Here is a 6,000-nt window from a genome sequence, read left to right on the forward strand (position 1 = left end):
CGAAAATTATTGTGTTTTAATAACGATTTTAATTTAGCACTAGAAAAGGTTTATATTCATATATAACTACGTTATAATTAGATGATGTAACAAGTGCTCAGTCTTTTGACTGTAGATTAAAATTATTATAAACTAGATAGGAAAAACATATCATATAATACGGAGGGAATATGTATGCCATCAACATTAGAAATTAAAGACCTACATGTGTCTATAGAAGATAAAGAGATTCTAAAAGGTGTTAATTTAACAATCAACACAGGTGAAATACACGCAGTTATGGGACCAAATGGTACTGGTAAATCAACATTATCATCAGCAATCATGGGTCACCCAAGCTTTGAAGTAACAAAAGGGGAAGTAATCTTAGACGGCGTTAATATCTTAGAATTAGAAGTTGACGAACGTGCAAAAGCCGGTCTTTTCTTAGCAATGCAATATCCATCAGAAATCACTGGTGTAACAAATGCAGACTTCATGCGTTCAGCAATAAATGCTAAACGTGAAGAAGGTGAAGAAATTAATTTAATGCAATTTATCAAAAAACTTGATAAAGAAATGGATTACTTAGATATCGATCAAGATATGGCACAACGTTACTTAAATGAAGGTTTCTCTGGTGGTGAGAAGAAACGTAATGAAATTCTTCAATTAATGATGTTAGAACCAAAATTCGCTATTTTAGATGAAATTGACTCAGGTTTAGATATTGATGCATTAAAAGTTGTTTCTAAAGGAATCAACCAAATGCGTGGAGACGAATTTGGCTCATTAATTATCACGCACTATCAACGTCTATTAAATTACATTACGCCTGATCATGTTCACGTTATGTATGGCGGTAAAGTAGTTACTTCTGGTGGTCCAGAATTAGCTAAGCGTCTTGAAGAAGAAGGTTACGAATGGGTTAAAGAAGAGTATGGTGCTACAGAATAAGTCTCAACTCATATTAAACATATTAATTTAGATGAAGATTTAAGGTCTTGATTTATACCGATGAATTAAATCATACAATCATCAAATGGGAGGAAAAAAGTATGACGACTGAAACTTTGAACATTTCTGAAGCGCAACTAGTTGAATATTCACAAGCCCATAATGAACCTACTTGGCTAACAGAATTACGTAAAGAAGCGTTAAAATTAACTGAAACTTTAGAAATGCCAAAACCAGATAAAACAAAAATTAACAGATGGGATTTTGACTCATTTAAGCAACACGAAACAATAGGTAGCGTATATCATACGTTAGAAGAATTACCAGAAGCAGTAAAAGATATTATCGATATAGATAATTCTGAGAATTTGATTATTCAACATAATAATACATTGGCTTTTACTAAAGTTTCTGATTCTGCAAAAAATGATGGCGTTATTGTTGAAGGTTTATCTGAGGCATTAGTTAATCATCCAGATTTAGTAAAACAATATTTCATGAATGAAACTGTTACTGTTGATGAACACAGATTAACAGCATTACACACAGCATTATTAAACGGTGGCGTATTTGTATATGTACCTAAAAATGTAGTTGTAGAACATCCAATTCAATATGTTGTCTTACATGACGATGAACAAGCAAGTTTCTACAATCATGTCATTATTAGCACAGAGGAAAGTGCAGAAGTGACATATGTTGAAAACTATCTATCAAATGCTAGCGGAGAAGGCAACCAATTGAATATCATTTCAGAAGTAAATGCAGGAGCAAACTCAAAAATCACTTATGGTTCTGTAGATTATTTAGATAAAGGCTTTACTGGTCATATTATCCGCCGTGGCGTTACTCAAGCAGATGCTACAATTAATTGGGCACTTGGACTTATGAATGAAGGTAGCCAGATTATTGATAATACAACAAACTTAATTGGTGACCGTTCAGAAAGTGAATTAAAATCTGTTGTTGTTGGTACAGGTAGCCAAAAAGTTAATTTAACATCAAAAATTGTTCAATATGGTAAAGAAACAAATGGCTATATTTTAAAACACGGTGTTATGCTTGAAAGTGCCTCAACAGTATTTAATGGTATTGGATACATCAAACATGGTGGCGCTAAATCAAATGCTAACCAAGAATCTCGTGTATTGATGTTATCTGAAAATGCTCGTGGGGATGCTAACCCAATTTTATTAATTGATGAAGATGATGTAGAAGCAGGACACGCAGCTTCAGTTGGCCGCGTAGACCCAGAGCAATTATACTACTTAATGAGTCGTGGTATTTCTCGTAGAGAAGCAGAGCGCCTAGTTATTCATGGTTTCTTAGATCCAGTAGTTCGTGAACTACCAATTGAAGATGTTAAACGTCAATTACGTGAAGTAATTGAATTAAAAGTAAATAAATAGAGTTAAAATTGAAGTTAAGACAATAGTAATTAAAGCGGGAAGTCCAATTTTGACCGTAGCGATAAAAATAGTATAACGATCTATCAATTGTGACTGAACCTTTGCTAAGGTCTGCATATTGATTTTTAATAAAGGAAGGCCTGTGAGTAATTTGACTGATACTTTAAATGTTACTGAAATTATAAAAGATTTTCCAATTCTCAATCAACAAGTTAATGGCAATCGCTTGGCTTATTTAGATACAACTGCTACTAGTCAGACACCCGTGCAAGTTATTGATGCAATGGCTGATTATTATAAACGTTATAATTCAAATGTACATCGTGGTGTACACACATTAGGGTCATTAGCGACAGATGGTTATGAAAGTGCTCGTGAAACAGTGAGACGTTTTATTAATGCAAAATACTTTGAAGAAGTCATTTTCACTAGAGGTACAACAGCATCAATAAATATTGTCGCTCACAGTTATGGGGATGCTAACATTTCAGAAGGCGATGAAATTGTCGTCACGGAGATGGAACATCATGCTAACATCGTGCCATGGCAACAATTGGCTAAGCGTAAAAATGCATCATTAAAATTTATCCCAATGACTGACGACGGAGAATTAGCAATTGAAGATGTCAAAGCTACAATTAATGATAATACAAAAATTGTAGCTGTAGCACACGTATCCAACGTACTTGGCACAATTAATGATATCAAAGCAATAACAGAAGTTGCACATGAACATGGCGCAATCATTAGCGTGGATGGTGCACAAGCAGCGCCTCACATGGCATTGGATATGCAAGAATTAGATGTTGATTTTTACAGCTTTAGTGGTCATAAAATGCTTGGTCCGACAGGTATTGGTGTTTTATATGGTAAACGCGCGTTACTTAATAAAATGGAACCAATTGAATTTGGCGGAGATATGATTGATTTTGTAGGCAAATATGAAGCTTCATGGGCTGACTTACCTACTAAATTTGAAGCTGGTACACCATTAATAGCGCAAGCAATTGGCTTAGCTGAAGCGGTAAGATATATTGAAAGCCTAGGTTTCGAAGAGATCCAACAACATGAAACAGCATTAACACAGTACGCTTACGACAAGATGTCAGAGATAGATGGTATTGAAATTTATGGACCTGCGAAAGAAAGACGCGCTGGTGTTATTACATTCAATATGACTGATGTTCATGCGCATGATGTAGCAACTGCGGTAGATACTGAAGGAGTGGCTGTAAGAGCTGGGCATCACTGTGCACAACCACTTATGAAGTGGTTGAATCAATCTTCTACTGCACGCGCAAGTTTTTATATTTATAACACACAAGAAGATATTGACCAACTCGTCGAAGCGTTGAAACAGACGAAGGAGTTTTTCTCATATGAATTTTAATAATTTAAATCAGTTGTATCGTTCAGTGATTATGGATCATTATAAAAGTCCGAGAAATAAAGGTACTTTAGATAATGGTTCTATGACCGTTGATATGAATAATCCAACGTGTGGGGACCGCATTCATCTTACGTTTGATATTGAAGATGGTTTCATAAAAGATGCTAAATTTGATGGGGAAGGTTGTTCAATTTCCATGTCTAGTGCTTCAATGATGACCGAAGCCGTAAAAGGTCATTCATTAGCAGATGCTATGAAAATGAGCCAAGAATTTTCTAAAATGATGCTTGGTGAAGATTATGAAATTAGCGAAGATATGGGTGATATTGAAGCCTTACAAGGCGTTGCTCAATTCCCTGCACGTATTAAATGTGCCACATTAGCATGGAAAGCACTCGAAAAGGGTACAGTTGAAAAAGAAGGCAATACTGAAGACTAAGATTAAACTGAAGTCGATGCATTGACAATGTGTAAAATTCCATTCAAACTAGGAATTACACCATGATAGCTAATGTAGCTAAAGGTTTAATACATTGCCTATTTAAACAGCATATAAAAAGTAAAACACAAATGATTTTGCACGTAAGTCGTTTTTAATATATAAAAGGAGTGATTTAAATGGCTAAAAAAGCACCTGATGTTGGGGATTATCAATATGGTTTCCATGATGAAGATGTTTCCATTTTTAGATCAGAACGTGGTTTGACGGAAAATATTGTCCGTGAAATTTCAAGCATGAAAGATGAACCAGAATGGATGCTTAACTATAGATTGAAATCATTAAAACAATTCTACAAAATGCCTATGCCACAATGGGGTGGAGACTTATCTGAATTGGACTTTGATGACATCACATACTATGTTAAACCATCTGAAAATACAGAACGTTCGTGGGATGAGGTACCTGAAGAAATCAAACGTACTTTTGATAAATTAGGTATTCCTGAAGCAGAACAAAAATACCTTGCTGGTGTTTCTGCACAATATGAATCTGAAGTTGTTTACCATAATATGGAAAAAGAACTTGAGGATAAAGGAATTATCTTTAAAGATACAGATAGTGCATTAAGAGAAAATGAAGAGTTATTCAGACAATATTTTTCAACAGTTGTACCTGCTGCAGACAACAAGTTCTCAGCATTAAACTCAGCTGTTTGGTCTGGTGGTTCATTCATTTATGTACCTAAAAACATTAAATTAGATACACCATTACAAGCATATTTCCGTATTAACTCTGAAAATATGGGACAATTTGAACGTACATTAATCATCGCTGATGAAGGTGCATCTGTTAACTATGTTGAAGGTTGTACAGCACCTGTTTACTCAACGAGCTCACTTCACTCAGCAGTAGTTGAAATCATCGTTCATAAAGACGCACATGTTCGTTATACAACAATCCAAAACTGGGCAAACAACGTTTATAACTTAGTTACAAAACGTACGTTAGTTCATGAAAATGGTAACATGGAATGGGTTGATGGTAACTTAGGTTCTAAATTAACAATGAAATATCCAAACTGTGTATTAATGGGTGAAGGTGCCAAAGGTAGTACTTTATCTATTGCATTTGCAGGTAAAGGACAAGTACAAGATGCTGGTGCTAAGATGATTCATAAAGCGCCAAATACTTCTTCAACAATTGTTTCTAAATCAATTTCTAAAGATGGCGGTAAAGTTGTTTATCGTGGTATCGTTCACTTTGGACGTAAAGCTAAGGGTGCACGTTCAAACATCGAATGTGATACTTTAATCTTAGATAATGAATCTACTTCAGATACAATCCCATACAACGAAGTATTCAACGATAATATTTCTTTAGAACACGAAGCGAAAGTTTCAAAAGTATCTGAAGAACAATTATTCTACTTGATGAGTCGTGGTATTTCTGAAGAAGAAGCGACTGAAATGATTGTAATGGGCTTCATTGAACCATTTACAAAAGAATTGCCAATGGAATATGCGGTTGAGATGAACCGTTTAATTAAATTTGAAATGGAAGGTAGTATCGGATAGGTTTGAGCCCCGTCCTTTCAACCTTTTAATATGAAAAAAGCACGATTGATACCATTTTGATACCATTTACTTTTAAATGTTGCCGAATATGCGTATTGTATCGTGCTTTTTTGTATATAAATGGCTCTTTGTCAAAGAGGACTGATACCATTTTTGAGATTAGGCAACCTTAGGTTGCTTAATCTCTTTTTTGATTGGAGAAGCATAAAGTCGTGAAGTTAGTAAGATACGATTACGCAAATTATCATA

5 protein-coding genes are annotated in these 6,000 nt (G+C 34.8%); all 5 read left to right on the forward strand.

What is annotated here, in order from left to right; genetic code table 11:
• Positions 1-174: 174 nt before the first annotated feature.
• Positions 175-936 carry a Fe-S cluster assembly ATPase SufC gene (gene sufC, locus ACF91D_RS12850; RefSeq protein ID WP_017722384.1) on the forward strand — a complete coding sequence of 254 codons (762 nt, stop codon included), beginning with the start codon at positions 175-177 and terminating at the stop codon, positions 934-936.
• 101 nt (positions 937-1,037) lie between these two features.
• The gene (gene sufD, locus ACF91D_RS12855; protein ID WP_039067861.1) at positions 1,038-2,345 is read left to right on the forward strand and encodes a Fe-S cluster assembly protein SufD; all 1,308 of its coding nucleotides are present in this window, start codon (positions 1,038-1,040) and stop codon (positions 2,343-2,345) included.
• A gap of 151 nt (positions 2,346-2,496) precedes the next feature.
• Positions 2,497-3,735 carry a cysteine desulfurase gene (locus tag ACF91D_RS12860; protein ID WP_237282897.1) on the forward strand — a complete coding sequence of 413 codons (1,239 nt, stop codon included), beginning with the start codon at positions 2,497-2,499 and terminating at the stop codon, positions 3,733-3,735.
• Complete coding sequence (gene sufU / locus ACF91D_RS12865; RefSeq protein WP_069792479.1) at positions 3,725-4,174, forward strand: Fe-S cluster assembly sulfur transfer protein SufU; 450 nt, start codon at positions 3,725-3,727, stop codon at positions 4,172-4,174. The genes ACF91D_RS12860 and sufU overlap by 11 nt, the downstream gene beginning before the upstream one ends.
• A gap of 179 nt (positions 4,175-4,353) precedes the next feature.
• Positions 4,354-5,751, forward strand: a complete 1,398-nt coding sequence (sufB, locus tag ACF91D_RS12870; protein ID WP_017722380.1) for a Fe-S cluster assembly protein SufB — start codon at positions 4,354-4,356, stop codon at positions 5,749-5,751.
• Positions 5,752-6,000: the final 249 nt, after the last annotated feature.

This window comes from Staphylococcus sp. 231237_7MaSpsaltlick, from assembly GCF_043107035.1.

Excerpts from the sequence above, each read along its gene's own strand:
- sufC (WP_017722384.1), top strand. The coding sequence starts at position 175 with ATGCCATCAACATTAGAAATTAAAGACCTACATGTGTCTATAGAAGAT.
- sufD (WP_039067861.1), top strand. The coding sequence starts at position 1,038 with ATGACGACTGAAACTTTGAACATTTCTGAAGCGCAACTAGTTGAATAT.
- sufU (WP_069792479.1), top strand. The coding sequence starts at position 3,725 with ATGAATTTTAATAATTTAAATCAGTTGTATCGTTCAGTGATTATGGAT.
- sufB (WP_017722380.1), top strand. The coding sequence starts at position 4,354 with ATGGCTAAAAAAGCACCTGATGTTGGGGATTATCAATATGGTTTCCAT.